Annotated in this window: 22 protein-coding genes, 2 tRNA genes and 1 pseudogene; 12 read left to right on the forward strand and 13 right to left on the reverse strand. The window is 56.2% G+C overall.

From position 1 onward, the window contains the following. Positions 1 to 69: 69 nt before the first annotated feature. Positions 70 to 786: a ribonuclease PH gene (rph, locus tag JNJ45_12675; GenBank protein MBL8049526.1), complete on the reverse strand. Its 717-nt coding sequence runs from the start codon at positions 784 to 786 to the stop codon at positions 70 to 72. A gap of 55 nt (positions 787 to 841) precedes the next feature. Between rph and JNJ45_12680 the strand changes: the two genes are divergently transcribed. The 5 genes from JNJ45_12680 (at position 842) to upp (ending at position 4,476) form a co-directional block, all read left to right on the forward strand. Continuing rightward, the gene (locus JNJ45_12680) at positions 842 to 1,597 is read left to right on the forward strand and encodes an ATP-binding cassette domain-containing protein (protein ID MBL8049527.1); all 756 of its coding nucleotides are present in this window, start codon (positions 842 to 844) and stop codon (positions 1,595 to 1,597) included. A 34-nt stretch (positions 1,598 to 1,631) separates the two neighbouring features. Further along, positions 1,632 to 2,810 carry an ABC transporter permease gene (locus tag JNJ45_12685; GenBank protein MBL8049528.1) on the forward strand — a complete coding sequence of 393 codons (1,179 nt, stop codon included), beginning with the start codon at positions 1,632 to 1,634 and terminating at the stop codon, positions 2,808 to 2,810. Further along, entirely contained in the window at positions 2,811 to 3,743 is a 933-nt protein-coding gene (locus JNJ45_12690; GenBank protein MBL8049529.1) for a magnesium transporter CorA family protein, read from the forward strand. It begins immediately after the preceding gene. Between the two features lie 18 nt (positions 3,744 to 3,761). Beyond that, a tRNA-Pro gene (locus tag JNJ45_12695) sits at positions 3,762 to 3,838 on the forward strand. Positions 3,839 to 3,855: 17 nt separating this feature from the next. Further along, positions 3,856 to 4,476 carry a uracil phosphoribosyltransferase gene (gene upp, locus JNJ45_12700; GenBank protein ID MBL8049530.1) on the forward strand — a complete coding sequence of 207 codons (621 nt, stop codon included), beginning with the start codon at positions 3,856 to 3,858 and terminating at the stop codon, positions 4,474 to 4,476. Here the strand turns inward: upp and JNJ45_12705 are convergent. The 4 genes from JNJ45_12705 to ligD form a co-directional block, all read right to left on the reverse strand. Next, complete coding sequence (locus tag JNJ45_12705) at positions 4,473 to 4,643, reverse strand: type II toxin-antitoxin system HicB family antitoxin (GenBank protein MBL8049531.1); 171 nt, start codon at positions 4,641 to 4,643, stop codon at positions 4,473 to 4,475. The two genes, upp and JNJ45_12705, sit on opposite strands and share 4 nt — an antisense overlap. 8 nt (positions 4,644 to 4,651) lie before the next feature. Beyond that, positions 4,652 to 5,791 (reverse strand): sigma-70 family RNA polymerase sigma factor, encoded by a 1,140-nt coding sequence (locus tag JNJ45_12710; protein MBL8049532.1) that lies wholly within the window; start codon positions 5,789 to 5,791, stop codon positions 4,652 to 4,654. A 293-nt stretch (positions 5,792 to 6,084) separates the two neighbouring features. Then, positions 6,085 to 6,969, reverse strand: coding sequence for a succinate--CoA ligase subunit alpha (gene sucD, locus JNJ45_12715; protein ID MBL8049533.1), 885 nt, complete (start codon positions 6,967 to 6,969; stop codon positions 6,085 to 6,087). Positions 6,970 to 7,174: 205 nt separating this feature from the next. Beyond that, a complete protein-coding gene (ligD, locus tag JNJ45_12720) occupies positions 7,175 to 9,691 on the reverse strand; it encodes a DNA ligase D (GenBank protein MBL8049534.1) in 2,517 nt (838 codons plus the stop codon). Between the two features lie 18 nt (positions 9,692 to 9,709). Between ligD and JNJ45_12725 the strand changes: the two genes are divergently transcribed. Next, positions 9,710 to 10,492: a Ku protein gene (locus tag JNJ45_12725; protein MBL8049535.1), complete on the forward strand. Its 783-nt coding sequence runs from the start codon at positions 9,710 to 9,712 to the stop codon at positions 10,490 to 10,492. Between the two features lie 56 nt (positions 10,493 to 10,548). Here JNJ45_12725 and JNJ45_12730 read toward each other — a convergent pair whose 3' ends face one another. After that, positions 10,549 to 10,953, reverse strand: coding sequence for a response regulator (locus JNJ45_12730; GenBank protein ID MBL8049536.1), 405 nt, complete (start codon positions 10,951 to 10,953; stop codon positions 10,549 to 10,551). An 80-nt stretch (positions 10,954 to 11,033) separates the two neighbouring features. Further along, the gene (locus tag JNJ45_12735; protein ID MBL8049537.1) at positions 11,034 to 11,390 is read right to left on the reverse strand and encodes a response regulator; all 357 of its coding nucleotides are present in this window, start codon (positions 11,388 to 11,390) and stop codon (positions 11,034 to 11,036) included. A gap of 81 nt (positions 11,391 to 11,471) precedes the next feature. On the opposite strand from JNJ45_12735, the gene JNJ45_12740 reads away from it, so the two are divergent. Then, entirely contained in the window at positions 11,472 to 12,152 is a 681-nt protein-coding gene (locus JNJ45_12740) for a hypothetical protein (GenBank protein MBL8049538.1), read from the forward strand. On the opposite strand, the gene JNJ45_12745 is transcribed toward JNJ45_12740, so the two are convergent. Beyond that, positions 12,149 to 13,606 (reverse strand): hypothetical protein, encoded by a 1,458-nt coding sequence (locus JNJ45_12745; GenBank protein MBL8049539.1) that lies wholly within the window; start codon positions 13,604 to 13,606, stop codon positions 12,149 to 12,151. The genes JNJ45_12740 and JNJ45_12745 overlap by 4 nt on opposite strands. 103 nt (positions 13,607 to 13,709) lie before the next feature. On the opposite strand from JNJ45_12745, the gene JNJ45_12750 reads away from it, so the two are divergent. Next, positions 13,710 to 13,786 (forward strand) — tRNA-Met (locus tag JNJ45_12750). Here JNJ45_12750 and JNJ45_12755 read toward each other — a convergent pair. From JNJ45_12755 to JNJ45_12775, 5 genes and pseudogenes are all read right to left on the reverse strand, one after another. Continuing rightward, the gene (locus JNJ45_12755; protein ID MBL8049540.1) at positions 13,743 to 14,552 is read right to left on the reverse strand and encodes a zinc ribbon domain-containing protein; all 810 of its coding nucleotides are present in this window, start codon (positions 14,550 to 14,552) and stop codon (positions 13,743 to 13,745) included. The two genes, JNJ45_12750 and JNJ45_12755, sit on opposite strands and share 44 nt — an antisense overlap. Before the next feature lie 306 nt (positions 14,553 to 14,858). After that, a pseudogene (locus tag JNJ45_12760) lies at positions 14,859 to 15,263 on the reverse strand (recombinase family protein). A 292-nt stretch (positions 15,264 to 15,555) separates the two neighbouring features. After that, on the reverse strand, positions 15,556 to 16,434 hold the full coding sequence (locus JNJ45_12765) for a DUF1738 domain-containing protein (protein MBL8049541.1): 879 nt from the start codon (positions 16,432 to 16,434) through the stop codon (positions 15,556 to 15,558). 38 nt (positions 16,435 to 16,472) lie between these two features. Next, positions 16,473 to 16,922: a hypothetical protein gene (locus JNJ45_12770; GenBank protein MBL8049542.1), complete on the reverse strand. Its 450-nt coding sequence runs from the start codon at positions 16,920 to 16,922 to the stop codon at positions 16,473 to 16,475. Between the two features lie 184 nt (positions 16,923 to 17,106). Beyond that, positions 17,107 to 17,529: a hypothetical protein gene (locus tag JNJ45_12775; protein MBL8049543.1), complete on the reverse strand. Its 423-nt coding sequence runs from the start codon at positions 17,527 to 17,529 to the stop codon at positions 17,107 to 17,109. Between the two features lie 857 nt (positions 17,530 to 18,386). On the opposite strand from JNJ45_12775, the gene JNJ45_12780 reads away from it, so the two are divergent. From JNJ45_12780 to JNJ45_12795, 4 genes are read left to right on the forward strand one after another with little or no spacing between them, the layout of a single operon-like run. Then, positions 18,387 to 20,723 carry an SAM-dependent DNA methyltransferase gene (locus JNJ45_12780; protein MBL8049544.1) on the forward strand — a complete coding sequence of 779 codons (2,337 nt, stop codon included), beginning with the start codon at positions 18,387 to 18,389 and terminating at the stop codon, positions 20,721 to 20,723. Then, entirely contained in the window at positions 20,720 to 21,952 is a 1,233-nt protein-coding gene (locus JNJ45_12785) for an ImmA/IrrE family metallo-endopeptidase (protein ID MBL8049545.1), read from the forward strand. The genes JNJ45_12780 and JNJ45_12785 overlap by 4 nt, the downstream gene beginning before the upstream one ends. Next, on the forward strand, positions 21,949 to 22,467 hold the full coding sequence (locus tag JNJ45_12790) for a DUF4411 family protein (GenBank protein ID MBL8049546.1): 519 nt from the start codon (positions 21,949 to 21,951) through the stop codon (positions 22,465 to 22,467). The genes JNJ45_12785 and JNJ45_12790 overlap by 4 nt, the downstream gene beginning before the upstream one ends. Then, a complete protein-coding gene (locus JNJ45_12795; protein MBL8049547.1) occupies positions 22,454 to 25,723 on the forward strand; it encodes a DUF3883 domain-containing protein in 3,270 nt (1,089 codons plus the stop codon). The genes JNJ45_12790 and JNJ45_12795 overlap by 14 nt, the downstream gene beginning before the upstream one ends. Positions 25,724 to 25,807: the final 84 nt, after the last annotated feature.

The following is a 25,807-nucleotide window of genomic DNA, read 5'->3' on the forward strand; positions in this document are numbered from 1 at the left end:
CCCCGCCACCCAACAAAAAGCCCCGATTCGAAAGAATCGGGGCTTTTCTTTTTTTGGCTTAAGAGAAAGCTAGTCCGCGTGGAGCGCTTCGTCTTGCAACTCGATCAGCTGCATGATGCCCTTCTTGGCCAGGGCGAGCATCTTGCCCAGCGTCTCGGCGCTAAACGGGCTTTCTTCCGCGGTGCCCTGAATCTCAATGAACTTGCCGCTGCCGGTCATCACCACGTTCATGTCGGTGTTGGCGGTGCTGTCTTCTTCGTAGCAAAGGTCCAGCATTTCGGTGCCGCGCACCACGCCCACGCTAATGGCGGCGCATGGCTCGTTCAGCAGAATCTTGTTGAGCATGCGCTGCTTCACCATCCAACGCATGGCGTCGTAGGTCGCCACGTAGGCCGCCGTGATCGCCGCGGTTCGGGTGCCGCCATCGGCTTGCAGGGCGTCGCAGTCCAGCGTGATGGTGCGTTCGCCCATCGCCTCCAGGTCCACGATGGAGCGCATGGCGCGGCCGATCAGCCGCTGAATCTCCATGCTGCGACCGTTCGGTCCGCGGGTGCCGTCGCGCTGATTGCGCTGGCGACCAGAGCGGGGAAGCATCGCGTATTCGGCGGTCAACCAGCCCTTGCCCTGGCCCTTAAGAAACGGGGGGACCCGGTCCTCAACGGTGGCCGTCACCAGCATGTGGGTTTCACCCATCTTAATCAGGCACGAGCCTTCGGCATATTTAGAAAAACCCCGTTCAATCGTCACGGGGCGGAGTTCGTCGGGTTTTCGACCATCAATTCGCATGTCGGGACTAAAGGGTACCTGTATCCGGAGCCGAGCCAGTATCCTAAAGCTGAGCATGATTCAAGCTACCGATCTTCGCAAAGTCTTTCGTGATCCAAAAAAGCGGAGTGATGTGGTCGCCGTGGATCAGGTGTCGTTCACCGCGCACGAAGGAGAAATCTTCGGTCTGCTGGGCGTAAACGGAGCCGGGAAGACCACGGTGCTGCGCATGCTCAGCACGATCATCAAACCGACTGCTGGGCACGCCTCGGTGAGCGGATCTGATATCGTCAAGGACGCCACGCGGGTCCGCGAGTCTATCGGCTTTATCAGCACGAGCACCGCGCTCTACCAGCGACTCAGCGGCCGGGAAGTGTTGCAGTATTTCGGCAAGCTCAACGGGCTCGCTCCGGCTCGCCTTAAGGAGCGCATGGATTTTGTCATCGAGACCTTGCGGCTGCAGGAGTATGTTGATCGCTCGTGCGACAAGCTGAGTACCGGCCAAAAGCAGCGGGTGAGCATCGCCCGGGCTATTCTGCACGATCCCCCCGTCCTCTTCCTCGACGAGCCCACCGCCGGCCTCGACGTGGTGACGAGCCAAACCATCATGGAGTTTATTGAGCAAACCCGTACGACGGGCAAAACGGTTCTCTTTTCGACCCACATCATGACCGAGGCGGAGCGGCTGTGCGATCGCATCGCCGTCATTCACCAGGGCCGCATCCACGCTGAGGGCACGCTCAGCGACGTCCTCGCGCAAGGCAACGCCAGCAATCTGGAGCGGGCATTCCTCAACCTCGTGGGCTACCAGGAGGGGCAAGTCGTTGGGTAAGGCCGCCGTCGTTTTTCGCAAGGAAATGTCCGAAATGCTGCGCGATCGGCGCGTCATTGTCGGCGTATTCGTCATGCCCGCCATCGTGTTGCTGCTGATGTTCCAAATGTTTGGTGCTATCGGCAACAGCATCGAATCTTCGGTGAAAGAAACCACACTCGGCATCGTCAAGGGCACGACCGGCAACCGCATGATCACCGAGCTGCAAGCCGCGGCTAAGTCCACCACCAACAAAGACGGGTTCAAGCCCAAGATCATTGAGGTGGAGAACGCGGCAGAGGCCCGAGCGCTTGTCGAGAGCGGGAAAGCCAAGTACGTGCTTGAGTTTCCGGCGGACTACGACCAAGCCTCGCAGATCGGCCAGGCGACCATCAAGACCTATTTTGATAGCGGGCAAGAGACCAGCGAGATCGCCGTCAACGGCATGGAGCGCTGGATTGAAACCCAAAACAAAGCCGCGCTGGTCAGCACTCTGGAGGCAGCCAGCATTCCGCAGGTCGCCATGGAGCGGGTGAAGCTCGAGCGCATTGATGTCGCCAAGAAGGGCGGCTTCAGCGGCAGCATCCTGGTGAGCATGTTGCCGTATCTGCTCATTCTGTTCGCGTTCATCGGCGGCATGTCGGTGGTCGCCGACTTGGTGGCCGGCGAAAAAGAGCGCGGCACTATGGAAACGCTGCTGATTTCGCCCGCCTCGCGGCGCGAAATCGCAATGGGCAAGTTTATGGCGCTCAGTCTCGTGTCGTTCCTCAGCGTGTGCAGCATCGTCGCGGGGCTCGTGCTCACGGTCGTGCTGGGCATGGGCGGAGGCAAGATGATGTTCCCCGAAGGTGCCGGCCTCACGCCGGGCGTGATCCTCACCATCATCGCGGTGCTCATTCCGCAGGTGCTGGCGTTCTCCGGAATCATGCTCGCCATCAGCGCGCTGGCCAAAAATATGCGCGAGGCGCAGACGTACCTCGGCATCGCCAACTTTGTGGTGGTGACGCCCGCGGTGTTCAGCCAGATGATCGGCTTTACCGACCTGAGCCAAGCGCTGTGGATCAAGCTCACGCCGGTGCTCAACACGGCCATGGTCATCCGCAACGCGCTCCTGAATAAGCCCGACCAAACGCTCATTGTGTTGACCGTGATCAGCAGCTTGGTGCTCGCCGCGATCGGTTTTATTCTCACCATACGTATGTTCCAAAAGGAATCGATTTTGGCGAGAGTGTAGATGGAGTGGCAATCCCGGGCCACTGGCGTAGACGTCCGCGAACTCAAGTTCGCGGGCGATGAGCCTTGGTCGTGGGTGCAGGTGCAGATCATGCCCGGCGTGGCGGACAAGGAGTTTCTTACCCGGGAGTTTGATCTCCCGCCCGAGTTCGTCGATCACCTGGTGGATGGCCGATTTCTCCCGGAACTACAAAGGGAAGACGACACGATTCTGCTGAATCTGCAATACGAGCCGAGCTCGGATGTGCCGCAGCCAACCAGCTTGCACCTTGCCATCATGCCCGACCGATTCATCTCGTTTAGCCGAGGCGAATGCAAGGTCCAGGGCTTTTGGTTTGAGCGGTGTGAGGCCGTGCCCGACCGCATCGCCAAGAACCCCTACGACCTCTTTTACGTGTTGTGCGACGAGATCCTCGACCGCCAGTTTAAGATCGTTGATCGCATTGAGGATGAGCTCGATGAGATGGAGGATGGCGTGCTCGAAGGCGGCGACGAAATGCTGCCGAAGATCATCGCGCTCAAGCGACGCGCCAATGAGCTACGTCGGCTCAACAGCCCCTTCCGTGACGCCCTGAATCGGCTGCTCCGGCCCGACATGCGCCCAGTGCCCGATCACACGCGGCGGCACTTGCATGAGGCCTACGAGCAGTCCCTACGCGTGATCGAGCGCATTGAAATCTGCCGCGAGACCATCGCCGACCTGGTCGAAGTCCAGCAAACTGTCCGCGGCAACAAGCTCAACAAGGTCATGATGGTGCTCACCGTCATCTCGACGTGCTTTATGACGGTCGGCCTTATCTCGGGCTGGTACGGCATGAACTTCAAGCACATGCCCGAGCTCAGTCACCCGTTGGGATACTGGATTACGATGGCCGTCGCGGCAGGCGCGGTGGGGCTGGAACTCCTCATCTTCAAACTGAAGGGCTGGATCTAACGGGTATCCTATCGGTTCCGGGGTATAGCGTAGCTTGGTAGCGCGTCTGGTTTGGGACCAGAAGGTCGCAGGTTCGAATCCTGCTACCCCGACCATTCGGTAAGCTGGCACTATGCCCGTCATCGTCATTTCGCACCCGCTCGCCCAGCACCTCCTCACCACGTTGCGGGATGTTCGTACCGAGCCGGCGCAGTTTCGTCAGGTAAGCAACAACTTGGCCACGCTGCTGGCGATTGAAGCCACCCGCGATTTGGAACTCAGCGTGCGCGACGTGCAAACGCCGCTGGAAAAGGTGGAAGCGCCGATTCTTGGTAAGCGCCTGGCGGTCGTGCCGATTCTGCGCGCCGGCTTGGGCATGCTCGAGAGCGCGCTGGACCTCTTTCCGGAGGTCAGTGTCGGCTACATTGGCCTGGAGCGCGACGAAACCACCGCCCGCGCGCACACCTACTATTGCAAGTTGCCGAGCCTGGAGGGCTGCATGACCTTGTGCTTCGACCCGATGCTCGCGACGGGCGGCAGCGCGAGTCAGGCGATCTCGTTTTTGAAGGCGAAGGGGGCGGACGACATTCGGTTTGTGAGCATCATCTCCGCGCCCGAGGGCATCGATCGGCTGGAATCGGATCACCCGGACGTGCCGATTTACACGACGAGCGTGGACCGCGAGTTGAACGCGAACAAGTACATCGTGCCGGGGCTGGGAGATTTCGGCGACCGTTTGTACGGGACGCCTTAGTCCAACGCGAGTTCGCGTCGTGCGGCCATCAATTCCTGAGCGGCGTCGATGGCGTTTTGAACCGCCTCTTCCTGGGACTTTCCTTGCGAGAAGGCCCCAGGAATTTCAGCGATGGTGGCGATCCACCAACCATCCTCACCACGTTCGATGACGGCGGTTAGTTTCAAGCGCTTGTTTACGGCAACGGCGTGACGCTGAAGCCTTGCGAGGAGAGCTCTTGGCCGATGTGGCGGAGCTTCTTCATCGCGCGCAGCTCGATCTGGCGGACGCGTTCGCGGGTCACGTTGAGCGCGGCACCCACTTCTTCCAAAGTGCGCGAGCGGCCATCGTCGAGACCAAAGCGAAGGCGGACCACGTCGCGCTCACGGGAGGTGAGGCGACCCAGGATGCCGTCAATTTCTTCGCGTCGAATCAGCGAGAAGGTCACATCGCCCGGCGAGGGCATGTTGTTCGAGGGGATGAAGTCCCCAATCGAACTGTTGTCCTTTTCACCGACTGGCGTTTCCAGCGAGAGCGGTTCCACGGCCACGCGCAACATTTCTTGCACGCGATCCTTGGGCATGTCTACTTCGGCCGCAATTTCTTCCGGCGTCGGTTCGCGATGCAGGTCTTGCTGCAGGCGGTTCGCGGTCTTCATCACCTTGTTGATGAGTTCGGCCACGTAAACCGGGATGCGAATTGTGCGACCTTGGTTGATGATGGCGCGAGCGATGGCTCGGCGAATCCACCAAGTGGCGTACGTGCTAAAGCGGAAACCCTTGCGCCAGTCAAACTTTTCAACCGCACGGATGAGGCCGAGGTTGCCCTCTTGAATGAGGTCAGCCAGGGGGATGCCGCGTGCGTTGTACTTCTTGGCGATCGAAACCACGAGTCGCAGGTTCGATTCAATGAGGTGCTGCTTGGCTTCGATGCCCGACTTGATGATCATGCGGACTTCGTCCTCGTTGAAGTCATCAGCGCGGTTCAGAAGCTTGGCGACTTCCTTGGTTTTTCCCGCTTCAATCAGGTCGCGAGCTTGCACTCGCTTGGCCAGGGCCTCTTCTTGAGCCGGGGTCAGCAGGTGGGCGCGGCGAGTCTGCCGCATCCACATTTCCAATTCTTCGGATTCGTTGCCAGTATGAGCCGCAGGCGTGTTTTCTTCTTCGACCTCTTCTTCTTCTTCGGCCAGCTCCAACAGGTCGTCTTCGCCGGGCTCACTGCTCAGGTCATCAACGAGCGCGCTCGCCGCCGGATTTGAGAAGGGCGATCGGGCAGCACTGCGAACAGTGATCGGTTTTCCGCGTCGTGCGGGGGTAGTTCCATTTTCCAAGGGCATGCGTTTATCTGTATCTCCGTCGCGATTGGGACATGTCTTATTTGTTAAAACTGGACTTCTCGTGAAAAGGTGTCACCTTTTCCAATATCCCATTACTTTCTCCCCAAATTCAGGTTCAAGACCATGCAGTTTTCGTGCCAGAAGGCATGTTGCAGGGGGAGCTTGCGCGGTTGATCCTTCTCTAAGACGAAGCTTAGCGACGGATTGTTACACACAGCCCTTCAACATCCTGCTTAATGGTACGACATTTGCGGTTGAATCGCAAGAAAAGTGTCGAGAATATTAAAATTTTCTTACCGGCTGACGGCGGCCATCGATTCCTTGATCAGGTTCGGCACGTCGCTGGTGCGGTCGGCTACCTTGGCGCCGGCGTCGAGCAGGGCGCTCACCTTGCTTTCCGGCGTGCCCATGCCGCCCGAGATAATCGCTCCGGCGTGACCCATGCGCTTGCCGGGAGGAGCTGTGCGACCGCTGATGAAGCTCACGACCGGCTTGGTCATGTGCTCCTTAATGTAGGCCGCGCCCGCTTCCTCGTCGCTGCCGCCGATTTCGCCGACCATGACCACGGCCTCCGTCGCCGGATCGTTCTGGAACATCTCCAGCACTTCAACAAATCGCGTGCCCGGGACGGGGTCGCCGCCGATGCCGACGCAAGTGGTTTGGCCGAGGCCAGCGCGGGTGAGTTCCCACACGATTTCGTAAGTAAGGGTGCCGCTGCGGCTGACCATGCCGATGGGGCCGGGGCTAAAAATGTGGCCGGGCATAATGCCGAGTTTGCATTCACCGGGAGTAATGATGCCCGCGCAGTTTCCGCCCAGAAGTCGGCTGCGGCCGCGCGCATGCACCTTGTTCACGACCTTGACCATGTCCTGGGTCGGAACGCCTTCGGTGATGAGGCAGATGAACGGCACGCCAGCATCTTCGAGTTCGAGCACCGAGTCGGCGGCAAAGGGCGCGGGGACAAAGACGATTGCCGTGTCGCAACCGGTGTCGCGCACGGCTTGCGCGGCGGAATCAAAAACCGGCACCCCGATGTGAGTGGTTCCGCCTTTGCCCGGCGTGAGCCCCGCCACGACATTGGTGCCGTAGGCGATCATTTGTTCGGTGTGATAAGTTCCTTCCCGACCGGTCATCCCGGCGACAATAACTCGTGAATCCCGGTTTACGAGAACTGACATACGCGGGCAGTTTACCCGCGCTTAACCCTGAGCCCGACGAGGCGAAGGCGTAGCGCTGCGTTGGCGGCGCACGCCTCGCTTGCCCTGACTGGCGCGTCGCCCCTGAGCTCGAGCGACTCGCGGGGCAACGGTGTTCCAGAGAGAGAGGGTGGCGTGCCGAGCCGAGGGGGCCGGGGTCGCCGATGGTTCACGGTCTTGCATAGCATCACGGAGCGAGAACGGCTTCCACATCAACCCGGCTCTGGAAAATGTTTTCCCAGGGGTCTATCAAGTCGCGTTCCGCGTTGAGAATTGACTTTATTGTAAACCTTCCGGGGTGACAAAGAGATAGGTCTTCCCACAAAATTGGCATACTTACCGGGGCATTTGGCACGGCCCGCACCGAGTAAGGGGCCGGCAACGTGCGCCCACGTCCATTTTGGTTGTAATCAAAGTACACCTTGTCCGGACGCTTCTCCTTGGACCACTCGATGGTGAACAAGTCGGGCCGAAGCTGGGTGACATGGGTGGCGAGCATCTGCGCAATGCCCTTGGTCGCCGCGAAATCGAGGTTCCGCACGATGGGCACGTAGACGTGCAGCCCACTACGGCCACTGGTTTTGATGAAAGGAGTCATGCCAATGCCGACCAGCACTTCGTGCAGGAACGCCGCTCCTTCCTTGACCATTTCGAACCCGGCCACCGACTTGCCCGGCGGGTCGAGGTCGAACACGATGAAGTCGGGATAGTTGAGGACGGATTGTTCGAGATTCGCCCGCGAAGTTGCAAAGTCGCGCGAACGCTTGCCGACCGGCTGCACCGATGAGTACCAGGCGTGCAGTTCTAACATGCCCATTTGCGCCAGCCAGAGCAAGGTCTCCAGGTTGTTGACCATCACAAACTTCGTCGCTTGCTCGTTGGTGTCCGACCAAATCTCCACCTGCTGCACGTAGTCGGGCGGCTCGTGTTGAAAGTGCTTTTGGTACACGCCGGGCGTGTCGATTCCATCGGGGAATCGGATGAGGGTGAGCGGTCGCCCGGCAAAATGTCGCTGCGCGAGCGGCCAGATGCGGGCGAAGTAGGATAAGTACATGCCCTTGGTCGCGGGGGTGTCACCCGGCCAATTCACCTTGTTCAACTTCGTGACCGGAAGTTGGAAGTTGCCGTACTGCAGAGTTGTCTCGGTTACGCCCGATCCCAGCTGATCGATGAGTATGGTTTCGCGCGAAAGTTGCTCAACCTTGAGCATGCGGTCTTGCCGTTCGCGAAGGAATACGGGCTGACGCAGATGCTGGTTCGGACCCCAATCCATAAAGCGAACCTCCACCCAAAGTCGAGGTTCGACCGCTTGAAACTGCTTTTCCTTGTCGCACGGGATGACCGGCTCGACGATCTTCGCTTCGTCCAAGATGCCGCGGAGTTCTTGCAGTTTCTCCTCGGTGAAGCCGGTGCCGACTGAGCCGACGTAGCGCAGTTGGCCGTCCTCGGCTTCCTCGGCGAGAAGCAGGGAACCGATCGAGCTTGCGCGTCCGCGTTCGCCAAACGCGTATCCGACAACCACGAATTCGCCGCTGAGGTAGCTCTTCACCTTGAGCCAATCGGGCGTTCGGACCCCCGGTTGATAGCGAGACGAGAGCCGCTTGCCGACCACGCCTTCGAATCCGAACTGCATGGCCAGCTTAAAGGCGACGTCCGAGGGTCCGGGCAAGGGGTCCATGCGCCGAAGCGGGCTCCGGAACGCCCACTGGTCCAGCCGTGCGATGCGCTCGCCGAGCGGCAGATTGAGCAAGCTTTCGTGGTTGGACTGCAACATGTCGAACACACAAAACTCGATGTTGGCGAGCGATCGCCCCGCCGAAGAGCGGTTGATGTACTGCATGAGCGTGGCGAAGTTGGGCGCGCCCCGCTCGTCGTAGTAAACAATCTCGCCGTCCAAGACAAAGGTCTCGGCGGGCAAACGCCGAAGCGCCTCGACCAAATGCGGAAACGCGGCGCTCAGGTTCGCGCCATTGCGGGTGAACAGGTCTACCTGCTGATAGTTGCGTACCGCGATGCAGCGCACGCCATCGAGCTTAATTTCGAACGTCCAATCATCGCCGCCAAACTTGGCCACATCGTCGCCGATGGTCTTGGTGAGTTCCTGAAGCAGCATCGGCTTGAGATAGCGCGCGCTTTCTTGCCTGGATCGCACCGAGCCCGGCAGGGCGAGGATGTCGAAGTCGCACGCAAACTCGTCGCGGTGCTTTAGGAGCAGCCAGTGGTTGGGGCCGCCCGAGGTCTTGACCAAGGCGAAGCTTCCGCGTAGCTTGTAGCCACGCAGAGTGACGCTGATCTTGCCGTCTTTCAGTTGCTGCGCGAGTAGCGCATCCCCCTTTTCCCGGTCCAATTCGGTGGTGCCGTCATCCGCCTCGGGGTAGATGTCGCCGGTGTCCCAGATGATCACCTCGCCACCGCCGTATTGATCCTTCGGAATGGCGCCTTCGAAATCGCCATACGCCAGCGGGTGATCTTCCACGCGCACGGCCAGCTTCTTGTCGTCGGGGTTCAGGCTGGGGCCCTTTGGCACCGCCCAACTGAGCAAAACGCCACCGCACTCCAAGCGAAAGTCGTAGTGCAGGTTAGTCGCGTGGTGCAACTGGATGACGAATCGCAGGTGCTCGGCGGGTTCCGCGAAGCTGGAATCGGTCGGTTCGGGTGTACGATCAAAGTTTCGTTTGCGTACGTATTCGTCGAGCGGCGGCATTAGCGTTACAATACCGGTATGGCTCGAGCAATTTGGAATGGCGTGATCGCGTTTGGGATGGTGAGCATCCCCGTCGGCGTGGCGCCGGCCACCGGCGACAAGGATCTCGCCTTTAATCAACTGCACACCAAGTGCAATGGTCGCATTAAGCTGCAGAAGTTCTGCCCGACGTGCAACGTGGTGGTTCCTGCCGACGAGATCGTCAAGGGGTACGAGTTTGCCAAGGGCCAGTACGTGGTGATGAACCCCGAGGACTTTGAAAACCTGCCCATTGCGAGCTCGCGCCGCATCGAGATTGTCGCGTTCGTGGACGCGGCTCAGATCGACCCCGTGTACTTCGACAAGACCTACTACCTGGAGCCGAGTGACCTCGGCAAAAAGCCCTTTGCGCTGCTGTTTAAGGCGCTGAGTAGCAAGGGTGCCACCGCCGTGGGTAAGGTCGCCATCCGCCAAAAGGAAGTGCTTTGCCTGCTCCGCCCAACCGAATATGGCATCGTGCTGGAGACGCTGTTCTGGCCGGACGAGATTCGGGAGCGCGTGGCGTTCAATGCCTCATCTGAGCAGGTGAGCGATATCGAGCTTCAGATGGCGCAGGGGCTCATTGACTTGCTGTACGGCGAGTTCACGCCCGAAAAGTACACCGACGAATATCGCGCTGAGCTGATCCGCCGCATCGAGATCAAGCAAACCGGTGGCCAGATCGTCTCGCCGCAGATCGTCGAGACCGGCGAGAAAGTGCTCAACCTCATGGATGCGCTCAAGGCAAGCCTGGAAGCTCAAAAGAACAAGAGCACAGGCTAAACAAAAATCTCCCGCTCGCAGTGAGCGGGAGATTTTTTGTCTAAAATTGGACGATCCTAGAGATCGTAGCGCTTGGGGCCGTCGGCGTTACTGTTGCCTTGGCTCAGGCGCTTGACAAACGTCAGCAATTCCTGCGGGTTAAACGGCTTGGTCAGGTACATGTCGGCTCCGTAGTGGTAGCCCTCAAACACGTCCTTATCCTGGGCTTTGGCGGTGAGCATAATCACCGGGAGGTCGGCGGTATCTGGCTCGCGGCGCAGATTCTTGAGGACCTCAAACCCATCCATGTAGGGCATCATGACGTCAAGCACGACCATGTCGGGCTTTTCGGCGCGGATCTTTTCGAGTCCGTCCTTTCCATCATAAGCGGTTACAACCGTATAGCCTGCCTTCTCCAGATTGACCTGGATCAGGCGGACAATATTTCGCTCATCGTCACAAACAAGTACCTTCGTTGGCATCGGAAATCGAAAGCTCCTTTAGCTTGATCAATATCCTACCTTAGGTTTACCGAAAGTGGGAGGCGGGGAGCAAAAAAGGCTCACAGAGGTGTGAGTTCTCGGGGATCGTACGGCTTGATGAGATAGCGGTTGGCGAGTTCCTGGCACTGGTGATAGGCCGGGCAGTCGTCGGTTTGGGTGCTCGTCACGGTCACCGGTAAGTTCTGAAGCGCGGCATCGCTGCGGATGGTTTTCAGCACTTCGAGGCCATCCATGCGCGGCATGATGAGGTCGAGCACCACATGATCGGGCACCACGTGCCGAATCAAGTCGAGTCCGCTTTCGCCATCGTGAGCGACATGGACGGTCGCGCCGTGGCTCTCCAAAAATCGCTGAGCCATTTTCGCCAGCGCGGGTTCGTCTTCACAAACCACCACGACTTTTCCTTGCCAGATCATATCCATCGTTTTGCTCCTGCCCATTTCTACGCGGTCGCCAGGCGAGCCCCGGACCAAAGTCCGCTCGGGTACCTTGGAATCATGAACCTGTGCCGCTTTGCCCTCCACGATTCGCCGGAGGTGGCCCGCTCAGGAATCTTCCACGAGAACCGAGTTTATGAAACCGATGGCGAGAAAGCGATCGGGATTCACGACCTTAGCAAGTTGGCTCTGCTTCCACCGATTGTGACTTCGCCCAGTGTTCGATTGTTCGGCAAAACTGCCCACGATTCGGCGGGTTACCACTACGTAAACCCATCGGCCATGCAAGGGCCGCTGGGTCAACTTGGACTTCCGGCGGGTTTCGCCGGGCTCAACATCCGCTGGGCCGCCGTGGTCGGCGAAGCCGCCGAGGCGTTGGACGCGGGCGAGGCGGCGCCGCATATCTTGGCTTACACCCTGTTGGTCAACGTGTTCACCGAACCGTTTGGCGACGACTTTCCGTTCGCGTGCGGGCCGTTCCTCTTTACGCCGGACGTGCTGGACTTTTCGAAGCCGATTGCCGCCGAGGTGAAGGTGGGCGACCAGGTGTTGAATCTGCAGATGCCGCTGCCCACCCTGCACGAAGAGTTATCGGTCGCCTCGCAAACGCGGTTTATCTTGCCCGGCGACCTCATCGCCGGACGCCCGCTCCCCTTTGAGTGGGGCGCCACGCCGGCCGCCGGACAGCAACTCAGCGCGCGCCTCGGCGACCTCACGCCGCTCGTCGTTCACCTCACCTAGCGCGTCATCGCACGGCGCATGAAATCGTTCACGTCGAGCATCAGCTTCTTGCGGCTGCCGTCGTGCAGATACATCATGTGGCCGGCTTCGTAGTACGTGAACTCGATGTTCTTGCGGAGCCTTGCGTCAAGTGGCGCTTGGTACACACCAAACTCACACGCCGCGAACGGCGTGGCGAAATCGTAGTAGCCGTTCACGTACATCACGCGCATGAAGGGGTTCTTCACCATCGCCTGGCGCAACGCCTCGCTGGTGTCGGCGATGCCGTTACCGAAATTCCACGGCCCGCTCAGGCCCTCGCCAAGCACGTAGTACTTGAGGTCGGTTTGGTAGCCGAGCTCGTTGCGGAGATAGTCGTTCCAAGTCGCCGTGAAGGGCGGCGTGATGTCCGTGTTCGAAGCATCGTAGTCGGCGCTGGCTTGAGCGCCCGATCGCTGATAGCCGGTGAAGCGGCCGTCGAGCCGTCCGACGCTCAGGCGTTGATCGCGGAGCAATTCGCCCCAGAATTGGCCAAGGGTCACGCGGCCATCCACCTTGCGTACGAAGTCGAGACTGAGCCCGGTGAACTTGGCGACGCCTTCATTCACTTCGGCTTGCTCCTTGGCGGTCATGGACCAGCCCTTGCCGTACATCGGAATCAGGGTCGAATACATCCAGGCGCGGGCCTCATCTGCCACCTCCTTGACGGACTTCTTTTGCATCGCCGGCGAAAGGCGCTTGTGGTACCAGGCGGTGGCGGCCATGCTCGGCAGGTTCAGCGCGATAGGTATCGGGTTAGAATTATCGCTGCGCACGGTGCCGTAGTTGGTGAGCGTACTGACCATGACGATGCCGTTGACGGCGATTCCGTTATCCACCAGCCAGTTGCTCACGCCCGCCGCGCGGAAGGTGCCATAGCTCTCGCCGAGCAGAAAAATGGGCGAAAGCCAGCGGTCGTTTTCGCCGAGGAAACTGCGGATGAACTCGCCGACCGAGGCGATGTCTTCTTGCACGCCCCAAAATCGCGTGCCGAGTTCGGGTCGAGCAGGGCGACCAAGGCCGGTGCCGACGGGATCGACGCAAACAAAGTCGCTGGTCGGGAGCAGGCTCTCCTCGTTGGTGACGAGGTTGAACGGGGGTTGCGGCATGAAGCCTTCGGGCGACTTCATCGCCACGCGCTTGGGTCCGACCATGCCCATGTGCAGCCAAATGCTCGCCGAGCCGGGGCCGCCGTTCCAGACAAAGGTGATCGGGCGACCGGTTTTGCCGGGCATTCGGTAGTAGGTGTAGCCGATGTGGCCCTCGGTTTCGCCGTTGCGATTTTTGATCGGCATGCGCCCGACCTTTGTTTCGTAATCCAAGGTTTTTCCGCCGATGACGATGCGGTGCTGTTTGGTGACAGTGGTTTCGGCAGCGGTTTGGGCGAGGCCGTGGGCGGCGAGAAGGGAAGCGAAAGCAAGGGCAAAAAGACGCATACTAGCCTCGTTTTACCCAGCGGTCTGCGGTTGGCGGCGCGCGTCCTAGCAACGTCCAACCCCTTGACAGCGCGTCGTGGGTCGGGTATCGTTTCCTTGTTACCGCGGGATGGAGCAGTCTGGTAGCTCGTCGGGCTCATAACCCGGAGGTCGTTGGTTCAAATCCGACTCCCGCACCCAACTTTATAGTTGTTCCGAACAACTGACCTGGCATTTCTGAGATGGAGACCATCTTAACGACGGCCAGGTCTTTTTCTTTTATCTCGACTCGTTCGACCAGTGACTGCATTAGTTCGACACGCTCCTCCGGTGTTGTCAACTCCCAGAGTTCAAGCGCTTGCAGCCACACGGCCTGCACATCTGCCGCCTTTGGCTTCAGTTTCGTAGCTGCTTCGATTTCCGAATCTAGGTTGGCGATTCGCTTTAAAGTCACCTCCTTCTCCTTCTGGTTCGCTAGGTAACGGTCGTCAACGTCGAAACCTTTTTCGAGCGCATTGATGAGATGGGTTCGTTGGGTTGCCAACACTTGGAGACGCTTGCCGAGGTTAGAGCGTTCAGCCAAAACTTGCTCGGAAGCCGACCCCCATCCCCCGGAGTCCCGGATGACTTCGCTCATGACGGTCAAGTGCTGTGCCGCTTGATTGATGGACGCCAGAACAGCCTGATGAAGTGAATCACAGTTGATTCGAACGACGGGGCACTTGGTCAACCGCTTCTTGGCGAGCAGACACTCGTAATAGTGGACGGCTCCGCCCTTCGCAAAGCTATTGGTGTAAGTGCAGCCGCAGTGTGGGCAGTGAATGAGCCCTCGAAGGAGGTATGCGTAGTTATCCGATTTTGGAGCTCGACTGCGGTTCTTCTTGAGGAGTGTTTGAACTTCTTCGAATACTTGAACGGACACAACGGGTTCGAATGCATGGAGGTTCAGCCACTCTCCGAACCGCAATTCGCCTAGATACGAACGATTTGTGAGCAGGTGCTTTGTCGTAGTGATAGTCCATGCTCGGTGTGTAACTGCCTTGAGAAAGTCGCAGACTGCAGCAAGATTTCTATCTTGAAGCATCCTATCAAACGCTAAAGCTACGTGCGTAGCTGCTTCTCCGTCGTGGACGATTCGCTTTGGTGATTCTGGATTATCGTTCTCGGGCACGGCAACCAGCCCGTAGGGCAGTTTCCCAACGCAATATCCCCTCTCCACCATGTTCTCCATCTTGGTCTTTGTCCAGTCGGAAACCTGGACAGGATAGTATCCATCCATCATCTGCTTAAACATCTGTTGCAAATATCCAGCGCTTCCATCTGCAAAGGTTTCGTCGGTAGTATAAATCTCAACCCCAAACTTGTTCAGGCTGGCTTCAGCAAGCGTGAAGATTTTTCCACGCCCCAACCGGTTCATGTACGTGACCACGACTGCGTCGAACTTGCCTTCACGGGCGGCATTCATCATGCGCTTTAGGTCCGGTCGGTTAAGAGTTGTTCCCGTCCACCCATCGTCAGCGAATGTACCTGCGACAATTCCTCCCTGCGAGAGAATGTATTTCGTTGCGTTGGCAACTTGGACCTCGACGGAAGAGTATTCCTTGCGGGACTGTTCCAAAGTGCTCACACGGCCGTAAATCGCATACCGCTTCGGAGAGACATTAGCTAGCTTGTTCATTGGCAGGGCTCCGTTTGTTCAAGACTCGTCATGTCTGTCGAATGCTCACCTGTTTTTTTCATTTTCTTCATCGCTGAAAACCCTATCGTTCTGGGGCTTGGTCTTTCGCACAGCTACCTGATGTTTCCTTTACTCACCACTTGAATTCGGATTGATTTACGAGCAGTCTCCGTCCGTTTTCGGTCGGAATTCTGGGTTAAGTCGAGAAATCTTTGACATCATCCAGGTTCAGAGCGCAACGATTTGAACCTGATAAGCGCTTGAAAGCACCAAAACTCTCGACTTGGATTGTTCACACTCCGACTAAATCGCCCTTCACCCGAGTTGGAGCAGTTGGCGTGTCATCTTGATGGTGAGTCCCTTGAATCCAATCAGCCGCTCTTTGAGCTTGGGACGCCGCTCGAATAATGTAGGAGGAGTCGTTACGCAACGCCTTCAAGAGCCATGAAGCAACGTAGCTGGTGCATGGCGTGATGTTGTCGATTCCAGCTTCGGAACACAGGAATGCTGCCCCGATTTCAGCCAAAACTTCCTCAGCTCCGTAAGATTCAGACCCAAACTTGACTTGCTGTTCAAACACCGGGCGATTGAGTCGGGTCGGATGCGCTGTGCTATGAACCAGTTCGTGCAGGAGCGTCGCATAGAAGGCTTCTGGCGACTCGAAATCTCGCAAGTGCGGCATCACCACCTGGTCACGCTTTGGGTAGTAAGCGGCAATTTTAGCGCCTACCTGGATTTCAGGAGCGTCCTTATAACCTGCGACGATGGCTTTCGCTCCCTCAACCCCGAATAACGATTCTTGCTGTGGTTTCTTTGACTCGGGCAATTGAAGTCCTTGGCATTGTTCGATATTGAAAACTGTGAAAGCTCGGCAAACCAAGCGCTCCTTCCCCGTTTCCACATCCTCTACGTCCGACCATAACATCACGGTCGAACCCCGCTCGCCACGCTTGACCGAACCAGATACACTCTTTGCCTGATTAAAGGTGAGCCATCGGTGGTCGGTGTACTCGCTCATTGAAAGAATGAAGCGGTTGATGCCCCGATAAGGTCTCCCGGTGAGTGCATTACAAGGAGACTTCGACTTCCACGGCTTGTGCCACGGGAGAACGTCGCCACGTTCGATTGCCTTGATTACTTGGTCGGTGATTTTCTGATAGGTGCCTCGCATGGCTTGATACGCTCAGCCCACATCCATTTGAGGAAATACTATTCGGTGTCCTCACAGCCTTCCATAATCGTGCCTTCGAATCGCTTATCCCAGTCCGGTAATTTTCCCTTCGGAACGTGTGAAAAAAGCATTACGTTTGATGAATAAATTCGAAGCTCCGTGTAATAGACGGCTGCTGCTATGCGTCGGTGCACGTCAGGAATCAGGTTCAACGGTGGCTTGATTGGAACCTCCTCGACTATTCGCCCAAGATATTTAGGTTCATTTGTTGGAAAGAACGGGTCGTCCCGCATCAGGTACCCGAGCAATTTCGTTGAGTGCTTGACCAAATGTATGACAGTGGTCAGCGAGACTTCAGTAATTACATCTCGGACATCATCTTCATCGAGCGGAGTGCCGTCGTAAAGGAGACCGAGCAACTCCATCTTTACATCAAGCGCCGTAGCTTCTCTCACCCACTTCATGACATCCACAATCGGGTCGCTCATCAGACAATCCTCCGAACTAGCCTGTCCGAATATGAACGAGATTTGGCAAGCCGACGGTGGAGTTTGGCGAGAACAACACAATTGTGTGTTTTGGAGCGAGATTCATTGGCCCGGCGAATGGTCGTTTTCGTTTTCACACCGCTGTAGCTAAGCGTGCTCGAAACTTGAGGAATTCCGGGAATCGTCATGAGTCTATGTACCGGGCTCGAAATGCGGATTTCTCTGTTGCAAGCGTTCGCATGACTCCCATTTCTGCTATTACGGCGTCGAAGGCACGAAGAGTGAGGTTAATGATGCGGGTTGTATTCAGGGTTTCTCCTTTGCGATACGCACTGACTAAGATTGCTAGCACGAATGCTTGGTGGTGAAAAGGGTGGTCACGTTGGTTGGTCGAATCTGCCTCCGGTTTGCTGTAGAGCGGAAGTAGAAGGTTTTGTCCGTTCAGCCCGTCACGGATGCAATTGCAGACGACATTCCAAATGAGGGCGGTGACCTTAGAATCGGTGGGAACCTCATTTTCAAGGTGCAACCCGGCAATCGACATCTTGATGTCAATCACACAACCCTCGATGAGCCAAGTCCACAAGTCGTCAGCTTTATTAAGCATTTTCGCACCTCAAGTTCTTCATTGAATAGCTCTCGTTCCAACCCGCAAGTTTTCGCACGAACTCTTAAGATAGGAGAAACTCCATGCTGGCTCTGGCTAAAGTGTCAGCGAAACGAGCTCTGTCAAGATTGAACGGGCAACCCCAAATCGCTCTAGATGCGAACTCAAATCAGCAAGTTCGTTCTGCTCGACGGAGCGACGATATGCTTGGTCCGAGTCAGATTCGATGCCGTAGAGTCCAGCGCTAGTCAGCCGTTCGATGCGAAAGCACCCGTTGCCCGTTTCATATCGAACCTCCGCTTCAGCCCTACACGATTCAAACCACCAGTTGTGCGCTCGAAAATCTCGGAGGCGCTCAGAGTCCTCACGAGCGTAGTGTTCGCAAGCATTCCAAATCGACCCGAACCGCTCGGCAACCCTTGCCTTGTCTGCATTCGAAACGTGTGACCAAGCAGTTCCATCGACCCCAAAGTGGTCTTCAGCAGAGCGTTCCAGATAGTCGGGTTCCCCATGTGGGTCGTGCTCCCAAACGAGTCGAACCGAGTGAACAAATGGTCGTGAGAGGTCAGACATAACTCTCTACCAATCAGCATTGCGCAGTTGAGGAAAGTCTGTCAATTCTCCGGGTATCGTATCATAGAAAAGTATGATACGAGAGGAGTCACGATGCTCGATTTAAGGCAGGTCTATTCACTCACAGATTTTCTTCGCAACCACAAGGAGCACATCGCTCGTCTCGTGGAATCGAAGGCACCGGTCGTTTTGACTGTGAAGGGAAAGGCATCGCTGGTGCTCCAGGACGCCGAGGGGTATCAAGAGCTTCTGGAGAGACTCGAACGGGCTGAAGGGAAAAGGGGATGAACGCACAAACGCTGGGCTGGATTACAAACTTCATTTGGGGCATCGCCGACGATGTGCTGAGGGACGTTTACGTGCGGGGCAAATATCGGGACGTTATCTTGCCAATGGTTGTGATACGCCGCCTTGATGCCGTTTTGGAGCCAACCAAGCAGGACGTCCTTGACATGAAGGCGACTTTAGACCAAGCGAACATCGCCGACCAATATACGGCCCTTCGCAGCAAATCTGGACAAGCGTTCTATAACGCTTCACCCTTCACCCTCCGGGACCTTCAGTCGAGGGCAAAGTCTCAGCAGCTTAGGGCAGACTTCGAAGCCTATCTCGACGGTTTTTCACCGAACGTCCAGGAAATCCTCGAAAAATTCAAGTTCAGAAACCAGATTCCCACGATGGTTGATGCGGACATCCTAGGCAGTCTGATTGAGAAGTTTCTCGACCGCTCCATCAATCTCTCTCCGAACCCAGTGATGAATGTCGATGGAACTGAGCGAATCGCTGCTCTCGACAATCATGCGATGGGCACGATGTTCGAAGAGCTCATTCGCAAGTTCAACGAAGAAAACAACGAAGAGGCAGGAGAGCATTTTACGCCCCGTGATGTGGTCAAGCTTATGGCAGACCTGATATTCTGGCCAGTCGCCAACAAAATTGAGTCGAGCACATATCTGGTCTATGATGCTGCCTGCGGGACAGGGGGGATGCTCACCGTAGCTGAAGAACGGTTGCGTGAGATTGGGAGTGCCCAGGGCAAAGATGTTTCGATTCATCTCTACGGTCAGGAGGTCAACCCGGAAACATATGCCATCACCAAAGCTGACCTACTTTTGAAAGGCGAAGGCGACGAGGCAGAGAATTTTCGATTAGGTTCAACACTGTCCCAGGATGGTTTCCCAACCCGAGAGTTTGACTTCATGCTCTCCAACCCACCCTATGGCAAGAGCTGGAAAACCGACTTAGAACGGATGGGCGGCAAAGCTGACCTGTCGGATTCTCGATTCATCATCGACCACGCTGGTGACCCAGAGTTCAGTCTTATCACCCGTTCAAGTGACGGGCAGCTAATGTTCCTGGTCAACAAGCTCGCCAAGATGAAGCACAACACTCCGCTCGGGAGCAGAATCGTCGAGGTTCATAACGGAAGTGCTCTCTTTACCGGTGACGCAGGGCAGGGCGAGTCGAACATTCGGCGATGGATTCTGGAGAACGACTGGCTGGAGGCAATCATCGCCCTCCCGCTCAATATGTTCTACAACACTGGTATCGCCACGTACCTTTGGGTGCTAACCAACCGAAAGCCCGAACATCGCCAGGGCAAGGTACAGCTCATCGACGCAACCCAATGGTTCAAATCGCTTCGGAAGAACCTCGGCAAGAAGAACTGCGAGCTGGCACCAGAAGACATCCAAAAGGTTATGGACTCTTTCCTCGCTTTTGAGGAAAATGAGCAATCCAAACTATTCCCCAACGAAGCGTTCGGATACTGGAAAGTCGTGGTCGAGCGCCCACTTCGGTTGCACAGCCAATTCACTCGCAAAGCAATCGAATGTCTACGATTTGCGACCGGTGACGAAACGCTTCGGCGTGAGCTGTACGCCGAGTTTGGACAGCGGCTCCCGTCCGAGTTCGCCAGCATTAGAGCTGCACTTGAGCTTCGGCTAAAGGTTGATGAACCCGAAAGCGATAGCGATAGTGACGAAGAAGAGACACCTAAGAAGAAGCAAGCAGTCTCTGAAAAGCGCCGAAAGAAGCTCCTCGACGCCGAAACTTGGAAGCGTGACCAGCGGTTGCACGAAACGGCGAAACAGTTGTCGGGAGCCATCGGGGAGACCCTCTTTGAAGACCACAACGAGTTTCGTCGGCGTGTTGACAAGACACTCAAGACCCTCGGAATCAAGCTCAGCCAGACAGAGAAGAAAATCATCCTGAAGGCGGTGAGTTGGCGGGAAGAAACGGCTGCAAGAGTCATCTCAAAGATTCACAAACCCGGCACTGTGGAAGCTGACCCAATGCATGGACTATTTGAGCAAGTCATCGACGGTAAAACCTGTGTGGTCGAATTCGAACCTGATACCGACCTTCGAGACACCGAGAACGTGCCATTGCTTGAAGAAGGTGGCATCGAAGCGTTCATCAATCGAGAGGTGTTGCCGCACGTCCCAGATGCCTGGGTGGACCACACCAAGACCCAGATAGGTTACGAAATCAGCTTCACTCGGTACTTCTACAAGCCCAAGCCTATGCGGACGCTAGAAGAGATTCGGCGGGACATCGAGGCGCTGGAACAGGAAACCGAAGGATTGCTTGATGAAGTGCTCGTAGAGGTGGAAACGTGAGCACGGTCGTTGCGCCAATCACACCCGAGGTTCTCGTTTGGGTTCGACGCCAATCTCACCGCACTGAAGAAGAGCTTGCCCAATGTGCGGGCGTACCGCTTGATAAGTACAAGGAGTGGGAAACCGGCGTCTCCAAACCAACACTGAGGCAGATTGAGAGCATCGCCAATAAGGTCAAGCGCCCATCGGTGGTCTTCTTTATGGCGAGTCACCCTGAAGACCCGGCTGACCTGCCCGATTTCAGAACCATTCGGAACGATGCAAGAGCGGATTTCACACCCGAGCTTGCGCTAGAGATTCGTAGAGCCCGCTACCTGCAATCTAGACTCGCCGAGGATATCGCCGAGGTCATCCCTGATTGGGAATCGGACTTGCCTTCGTTCAAGCTATCGGACAACCCAGTGGAGTGTGCAGCCGAAATCAGAGGTCTCCTCGGCGTTACACTTGATGACCAAAGGAAGTTCAAGCTTGAGAATCGAGGACTTAGGGAATGGCGAAACGCACTCTTCGAATTTGGGGTGCTCACCTACGGGTTTCGGGTCGAACGTTCCCATGCGCTTGGATTTGCTATTTGGAACACGACGGTTCCTCTTGCTGGGTTCAACCTTGAAGGATTCAAGAATCAGCAGGTGTTCACGCTGTTTCACGAGTTGGCTCATCTGTGTCTGCGGCAGTCGGCAGTTTCAGACCTCGGTGCCGATAGGATGCAGAGTGGCGACGACCTGGTTCGTCTCACAGAAGTCTTCTGTAACCGATTTGCCTCGTCTTTTTTGCTGCCCCCTGGGCAACCCGAGGTTCAGTCGCTCATTGACCGGATTGAAGCCGACGACGCAACAGATGCTTCTGCAATTGATAAGCTAGCGAGGGGATTTCGAGTTTCAAAGTATGTTTTGTTGCACAGGTTGCTCGAAGCTGGCAAAATCCCACCACAGCATGCAAACGGTGTGTTCTCTGGATGGAGGAGCATCGACGAGGAAGAGAATGAGCTCAAACTTCAAAAGAAGAAGGAGAAGGCCGAACGAGATAAGCAAACCGGAAAGACTATTCAGAAGTCTCCTGCTGCCGAGTCAGTCACTGCTAGAGGTGAGTGGCTTGCACGGCGAGTTTTACATGCGTTTGCGAACGGAAAGCTACATTCAAGCGATGCACAGGACCTGCTTGATATCAACGAGCAGCAATTTGCGTCACTTGAACGAGAGCTGTCTCGGAGGAAGGTGGTCGAACCATGAGCCACACCTTCTACTGGGACAACAACATAATGACATGGCTCGTTGACCGTTATCCCATCCCAAAGCTCCATGAGCTTGTAGATTCCCAGATTCAGAATGGTCACTTAAAGGTGTGTGAGCATGTCTACGATGAAGCGATGGGAAGTCCCGCAAAGTCATGGGCGATGCAGCGTCGGGATGAAGTCCTCGTGCCGATGACGACGGAAATCCTGCTCGTGCTTCGGGATGTATTGGAGCAACTTCCAGCTTTCGTTGACCACGCTAAGCCAAAGGGCAAGGATGCTGACCAATATTTTGTCGCAACTGTATTGGCGCACCAACGTGGAGTCGGGCAGAACCTGTTGTCTGGCTCACCTGTACTTGTAACTGCCGAACGGAACATGCAAGGACGGGAGACCCGAATGCGAATCCCAGATGCGTGCGAAGCACTCGGCATCCCATGCGTTGACTTCCACGGCTGGCTGGACCTCTGCGGCTATCGGATTGACATGGTTCGAACCGATGGAGGAGTCTGATTTGGGAGTCCCCGCCACTAACATAGACTACGAAGCGCTCAGTAAGGAGAACTTGATTCGGTACGGAACCGATATCAAGGACACACTTGAGCACATCGTTGGACTGTATTGCGAGCGAACCCACCTGGTTTTCGAGCTTCTCCAAAACGCTGAGGATGCGCTTCGAAAGAGGAATGGAGATGGGTCTCGCTCGGTTCGTTTTGAGCTGAGCCGAGCCGGACTAAAGGTTTCGCACTTCGGGAAACCATTTGATGAGCCCGATGTCCGTGGAATCTGCGGCATTAACAGGAGCACGAAAAAGGAAGAGCTAACCGCTATCGGTCGATTTGGCATCGGATTCAAGTCGGTGTATGCCATCACAGACCAGCCCGAAATTCGGTCTTTGGGTCAGGACTTCGTAATCCGGGACTATGTCCAGCCACATCGCTTGGAACCGCAGCCTCAGCCGCAAGGCGAAACGTCTTTCTGGTTTCCTTTCAAGGGCGACCAGGCTTCCGCCTTCGGTGAAATTGGCGAAGGGCTCCAAAAGCTGGATGCCAAAACCTTGCTCTTCCTCGGCCACGTCGAAGAGGTGGATTGGCGCATCGAAGGTGGCGCAAGCGGCACCTACTGTCGAGAGTCCGTCGAGTTGCAAGACGGATTGAGACGGGTCACTCTCATCGGCACGACGAGCTCAGGCGAAGAACTTTCTGAAGAGCAATGGTACGTGTTCTCTCGACCGGTTGAGTCAGATGGCATCGAGGTTGGAGCAGTAGAGATTGCCTACTCGGTGGATTTGACCGCATCAACAGACGATTTGAAATTGAAGACTGTTTCAGACTCAAGGCTGGCTGCTTTCTTCCCGACTGGTGTCCAAACCAATCTGGGGGTGGTCTTACAAGCTCCGTTTCGAACCACTCCAGCTCGGGACAACGTGCCGCCAAAGGACGCCTGGAACCAGCGTCTTGTCCAAGAAACTGCATCCCTGCTAGTCGAATCGCTCGGTGTCCTTAGAGACTTGAACTTACTCTCGGTTGATGTCCTTTGCGGCATGCCGATTGATGAGGACGACTTCCAACCAGGCTCGATGTTCCGACCACTCTATGATGCGCTAGCCAGCGCTCTCCAAACTCAAGAATTGCTTCCAAAGAATGGTGGAGGTTGGATGCCGAGCTCACAAGCCGCCCTGGCTCGTGGTCAAGAACTTTGTGAACTCCTAGACTCCGCACAGTTGACATCCCTCTTTGAATCGAAGGAGAATTTGGACTGGCTCAGCGACGCCATTACCCTGGACCGAACTCCCGTGCTTCGTAGCTACTTGATGCAAGAGCACAAAATCCGGGAAATCCAGCCTCAGACGTTCGTATCAAGAGTCTCGAAGGAGTTCCTGGAGGACCAATCTGATGAATGGATTTGCAAGCTCTACGAGTTCCTGTCCGGGCAATCCTATCTTTGGAAAACACCTGGGAATCTGAACAAGCCCTGGGTTCGCTTGACTGACGGCACACATGTCGTTGCTTTCACCGGTGAACAGCCCAACGCCTACCTTCCTTCGAAGTCCAGTTCCGGGTTCCAAACAGTGAGTCCCGCTGTTTGTTCCTCCGAAGATGCTCTGAGCTTTCTCAGCAGCAACCTAAAGCTCAGCGAACCTGACCCCGTCGATGATGTCATCAAGAACATCCTGCCCCTTTACGAAGAGGGCATGGAACACGATAATCTCGGCCTCTACCGAGAGCATCTCGAAGCGATAATCGCAGCCTATGGCAATCAAAACACCCGAGAGCGGTTCACTTCGGCACTCAAGACAAAGCACTGGGTCGCATCCATTGACAACGAAGGCAACAAGAACTGGCTGACACCGTTCCAGTGCTATCTGCCCACAGACCGTCTTCGCCAGCTCTTTGAAGGCGTGCCTGACATCGACTTCGTGGATGACTCGGTTCAGGGTTTACAAGGCGAAGCAATCCGAAACATTCTTCGTGCCTGTGGTACGGAGCGATATTTGGACACAGTCCCCCCTGCTCAGGAGTTTTCATCCGATGAATGCTACAAGCTTAGACAGAAGTATGGTGACACCGGATGTTCAGGAGGGGAAAGTCAAGATGACCGCACTCTCCACGGTCTAGATGGAATCCTAAAGCGCATTGCCGAACTTCCACATGCCAAAGCCGCCGAGCGAAGCCAATTGCTCTGGGATGCCCTAGCAGACGTGGTTCAGGACAAGCGCCAGGGCGTGGTGAAGGCAACTTACACCTGGACTTACTACAGCCAGCGGAGTATCGAGTTTGACGCTGCCTTTATCCGCACACTTAAAAGCACTCCGTGGATTCCTGCAAAGGACGGCACACTTTCCACTCCTGATGAAGTGGTGTTCGAGCATCTAGACCCGACTTGGACACCGAATCCTGTCCTTCAAACTGCCCTGAACTTCCGACCATCCGAACTCGAACAATTTGCCAAGGCTGCTGGATTCGACCTCGGCATCCTCAACATTCTGAAGAAAAGCGGCATCACGAGTGAATCCGACTTAAAGCAAAGGCTTGGTCTCACCAACGAAGATGAGTCATCTCATGATGATGATGAACATGAAGCTGGCGACCATAACGATTACCAGAATCACGAAGAAAGCACCCAAGGCGGCGATGATGATGGTGGAGTCGGTGATGGTGCGGGAAGCAATGGCAAACAACGGGAAGAAGAGGGAGCAGGCTCTGGTGGCAGAGGTGGGCGCTCAAGTTCGGGTGGCTCCGGCTCCTCAAGTGGTGGCGGTATGTCCAACTCATCGCCGAACAAGAATGCTCATGCCGGACGAACGGAATTCTTCTCATACTTAAAGACCCATCCGGTCGAGGTTGAGGACGATGAGTTCTCGGACTCTGAGACTCATGAACAACGGATGCGAGTCGAAGCGGTCGCCATCGAACACATCTTGAAACTGGAACCAGATTTGCTACGGACTCCCGCTGGGAACAAAGGGTTTGACCTCTGTGGGACTGGCGAGAGTGGGCTACCCAATCGCTGGATTGAAGTCAAGGCTATGGTCGGAACCCTTGCTAGTCACCCCGTAGGAATGTCGAAGGCGCAGTTTGAGAAGGCGATGAAAGAAAAATCCAACTTCTGGCTCTACATCGTTGAAAACGCCACATCAGAGGAACCAAGAATTTTGAAAATACAAGACCCTGCCGGAAATGCCCGTACCTTCACATTTGATGAAGGATGGAGAGAGATTGCGATGGTGAGCCAAGTCAACGTCGAGACGGGCGAGGTGAAGGTATGAGTCAGGTTCTCAGGCCCTATGAGGAATATTCAGCCAGTCCCGCCGATTGGTTAGGCGTCTTGCCAAGCCACTGGAAGACCCTCC

The organism is Chthonomonas sp., from assembly GCA_016788425.1.
Classification (GTDB): Bacteria; Armatimonadota; Fimbriimonadia; order Fimbriimonadales; family Fimbriimonadaceae; genus JAEURQ01.

Bases quoted from the DNA above. Each gene is read 5' to 3' on its own strand.
- upp (MBL8049530.1), top strand. From the start codon at position 3,856: ATGCCCGTCATCGTCATTTCGCACCCGCTCGCCCAGCACCTCCTCACC.
- JNJ45_12770 (MBL8049542.1), bottom strand. From the start codon at position 16,922: ATGAGCGACCCGATTGTGGATGTCATGAAGTGGGTGAGAGAAGCTACG.
- JNJ45_12685 (MBL8049528.1), top strand. From the start codon at position 1,632: ATGCTGCGCGATCGGCGCGTCATTGTCGGCGTATTCGTCATGCCCGCC.
- JNJ45_12740 (MBL8049538.1), top strand. From the start codon at position 11,472: ATGAACCTGTGCCGCTTTGCCCTCCACGATTCGCCGGAGGTGGCCCGC.
- JNJ45_12780 (MBL8049544.1), top strand. From the start codon at position 18,387: ATGAACGCACAAACGCTGGGCTGGATTACAAACTTCATTTGGGGCATC.
- JNJ45_12735 (MBL8049537.1), bottom strand. From the start codon at position 11,390: ATGATCTGGCAAGGAAAAGTCGTGGTGGTTTGTGAAGACGAACCCGCG.
- JNJ45_12690 (MBL8049529.1), top strand. From the start codon at position 2,811: ATGGAGTGGCAATCCCGGGCCACTGGCGTAGACGTCCGCGAACTCAAG.
- ligD (MBL8049534.1), bottom strand. From the start codon at position 9,691: ATGCCGCCGCTCGACGAATACGTACGCAAACGAAACTTTGATCGTACA.
- JNJ45_12730 (MBL8049536.1), bottom strand. From the start codon at position 10,953: ATGCCAACGAAGGTACTTGTTTGTGACGATGAGCGAAATATTGTCCGC.
- JNJ45_12795 (MBL8049547.1), top strand. From the start codon at position 22,454: ATGGAGGAGTCTGATTTGGGAGTCCCCGCCACTAACATAGACTACGAA.
- JNJ45_12725 (MBL8049535.1), top strand. From the start codon at position 9,710: ATGGCTCGAGCAATTTGGAATGGCGTGATCGCGTTTGGGATGGTGAGC.
- JNJ45_12680 (MBL8049527.1), top strand. From the start codon at position 842: ATGATTCAAGCTACCGATCTTCGCAAAGTCTTTCGTGATCCAAAAAAG.
- JNJ45_12765 (MBL8049541.1), bottom strand. From the start codon at position 16,434: ATGCGAGGCACCTATCAGAAAATCACCGACCAAGTAATCAAGGCAATC.
- JNJ45_12775 (MBL8049543.1), bottom strand. From the start codon at position 17,529: ATGCTTAATAAAGCTGACGACTTGTGGACTTGGCTCATCGAGGGTTGT.
- JNJ45_12710 (MBL8049532.1), bottom strand. From the start codon at position 5,791: ATGCCCTTGGAAAATGGAACTACCCCCGCACGACGCGGAAAACCGATC.
- JNJ45_12745 (MBL8049539.1), bottom strand. From the start codon at position 13,606: ATGCGTCTTTTTGCCCTTGCTTTCGCTTCCCTTCTCGCCGCCCACGGC.
- JNJ45_12790 (MBL8049546.1), top strand. From the start codon at position 21,949: ATGAGCCACACCTTCTACTGGGACAACAACATAATGACATGGCTCGTT.
- sucD (MBL8049533.1), bottom strand. From the start codon at position 6,969: ATGTCAGTTCTCGTAAACCGGGATTCACGAGTTATTGTCGCCGGGATG.
- rph (MBL8049526.1), bottom strand. From the start codon at position 786: ATGCGAATTGATGGTCGAAAACCCGACGAACTCCGCCCCGTGACGATT.